We start from the raw sequence: 2,562 nt of genomic DNA on the forward strand, positions 1-2,562 counted from the left end.
GGGGTAAGCCTCCGGTGAGGGCCGTCTTGCGAGGTTGATGCGAACATCGGAAGTCCTAGTGCAAACACTAGGAGTAGTCCTATGACCAAGCATTCGATTGAAGTCATCACGTCTGTGGAGCGCCGGCGGCGCTGGTCTCGCGAGGACAAAGAGCAGCTCGTTGCGGCCTGCCTTGAGCCTGGTGCGGTTCTTTCCGAGATCGCCCGTGCGGCCGGCATCCACGTGAGCCAGCTCTTTCGGTGGCGCAAGGAACTCTGCCGGATCGAGGAGCCGTCGCTTCAGGTGGCGAACACCTTGGTGCCTGTGATCGTGTCGGAGGCCGCGCCGGCAGCCCAGCCCGCCGCCTTAGAAGCGCCGATCCCGTCGCAACCACGCCGGAAGCGTAGCGATGTGACGATTGAGCTGGGTCGCGGTCGCCGTGTCCGCGTGGACAGTGACATCGACACGGAGGTGCTCGGTCGCATTCTCGACTGTGTACTGGGTCGGCGATGATCCCGGTTCCTGCTGGTGTGAAGGTCTGGCTGGCGACCGGCCATACGGACATGCGCAAAGGCTTTCCCGGTCTGTCGCTGATGGTGCAAGAGACGCTGAAGCGCGATCCGATGTGCGGGCATCTGTTCGTCTTCCGCGGTCGTGGCGGTGGCCTGATCAAGGTCATCTGGCATGATGGCCAGGGAGCCTGCCTGTTCACGAAGAAGCTGGAGCGCGGACGCTTCATATGGCCGTCGGCGGCCGATGGGACGGTGGTGATTACCCCCGGGCAGCTCGGGTATTTGCTGGAAGGTATCGACTGGCGGATGCCGCAAAAAACTTGGCGACCGACCTCCGCCGGATGAGCAAAAATGCTGGAATGGTGGGGTCGAATATGATTCCATCAGTTTATGAACGATGCGGCTGAACAGCTTCCTGACGACCTTGCCAGCGCCCTTGCGGCCCTGGCGGCGGAGCGTGCTCGACGCATCACGGCCGAGGCAGAGGCAGCGACCGCCAAAGCGGAGGCCGCCAGCGCGAAGGCGCTCGTGTCGCATTCCGAGGCGTTGATCGCGCGGTTGAAGCTGGAGATCGAGAAGGTCCGCCGCGAGCTCTACGGCAGCCGCTCCGAGCGCAAAGCACGGCTTCTCGAACAGATGGAACTGCAGCTCGAGGAGTTGGAGGCTGATGCTGGCGAAGATGAAGTGGCAGCAGAGATCGCAGCCAATGCTTCGAACGTCAGAGCCTTCGAGCGCAAGCGTCCTTCACGCAAGCCGTTTCCCGAGCATCTACCGCGCGAGCGTGTCGTCATCGCTGCTCCTACAAACTGCTCCTGCTGCGGCTCGGCCAAGCTGTCGAAGCTCGGAGAGGATATCACCGAGACCCTGGAGGTCGTCCCTCGTCAGTGGAAGGTCATTCAGACCGTACGGGAGAAGTTCTCCTGCCGCGAATGCGAGAAGATCACCCAGCCGCCAGCGCCCTTCCATGTTACGCCGCGCGGTTTTGCCGGACCCAACCTGCTGGCGATGATCCTGTTCGAGAAGTTCGCCCAGCATCAGCCGCTCAACCGGCAGAGTGAGCGCTATGCCCGTGAGGGCGTCGATCTCAGCCTGTCGACGCTTGCCGATCAGGTCGGCGCGTGTGCTGCGGCCCTGAAGCCAATCCATTCGTTGATCGAGGCCCATGTCCTGGCCGCCGAGCGACTGCATGGCGACGACACGACCGTGCCGATCCTGGCGAAGGGAAAGACTGATACGGGCCGCATCTGGGCCTATGTCCGGGATGACCGACCGTTTGGCGGGCTGTCACCGCCTGCGGCTTTGTTCTACGCATCGCGAGACCGGCGACAGGAGCATCCCGAGCGACACCTGAAGACTTTCACCGGCATTCTGCAGGCGGATGCCTATGGCGGCTACAATCCGCTGTTCAAAATTGATCGCAATCCTGGTGCTCTGACGCAGGCACTGTGTTGGGCGCATTCCCGTCGCAAGTTCTTCGTGCTCGCCGACATCGCCATGAATGCCAAACGTGGCGGCAAAACTGCGCCGATCTCGCCGATGGCGTTGGAGGCCGTCAAGCGCATAGACGCGCTGTTCGATATCGAACGCGAGATCAACGGCCTTAGCGCCGAGCAACGACTGGAGCACCGACGCCACGTCAGCCAGCCGCTCGTCGAAGAACTACACGGCTGGCTCCAAACCGAGCGGGCAAAGCTTTCACGCAGTTCTCCCGTCGCAGAGGCCGTCGACTACATGCTGAAGCGCTGGGACGGCTTCACGTCCTTCCTCAACGACGGCCGGATTTGTCTCACAAACAATGCCGCCGAGCGCGCGCTACGGGGCTTTGCACTCGGACGGAAGTCATGGCTCTTCGCCGGATCAGATCGTGGTGCCGATCGCGCCGCATTCATGGCGACGCTGATCATAAGCGCCAAGCTCAACGACATCGATCCGCAGGCTTGGCTTGCCGACGCCCTCGCCAACATTGCGGACACACCGATCAGCAGGCTGGAGCAATTGCTGCCGTGGAACTGGACACCCAAGACGCTGAGTGCTCAGGCGGCCTGACCTGCGGCCTCCGCCGGATGCTTAC

At 62.4% G+C, this 2,562-nt stretch carries 3 protein-coding genes; all 3 read left to right on the top strand.

Annotation, left to right across the window (positions count from 1 at the left end):
- The first annotated feature begins 81 nt into the window (after nt 1–81).
- Genes tnpA through tnpC form a run of 3 tightly spaced genes read left to right on the top strand, consistent with a single transcriptional unit; the run spans nt 82 to nt 2,537 of the window.
- Nucleotides 82–492 (top strand): IS66-like element accessory protein TnpA, encoded by a 411-nt coding sequence (gene tnpA / locus ACRQ1B_RS29095; RefSeq protein WP_432297837.1) that lies wholly within the window; start codon nt 82–84, stop codon nt 490–492.
- Complete coding sequence (gene tnpB / locus ACRQ1B_RS29100; protein ID WP_037103542.1) at nt 489–836, top strand: IS66 family insertion sequence element accessory protein TnpB; 348 nt, start codon at nt 489–491, stop codon at nt 834–836. The genes tnpA and tnpB overlap by 4 nt, the downstream gene beginning before the upstream one ends.
- Nucleotides 837–881: 45 nt before the next feature.
- Entirely contained in the window at nt 882–2,537 is a 1,656-nt protein-coding gene (gene tnpC / locus ACRQ1B_RS29105) for an IS66 family transposase (RefSeq protein WP_432297839.1), read from the top strand.
- The last annotated feature ends 25 nt before the right edge of the window (nt 2,538–2,562 follow it).

Origin of the sequence: Endobacterium panacihumi (assembly GCF_050847465.1) — a bacterium.
GTDB classification, from domain to species: domain Bacteria; phylum Pseudomonadota; class Alphaproteobacteria; order Rhizobiales; family Rhizobiaceae; genus Neorhizobium; species Neorhizobium panacihumi.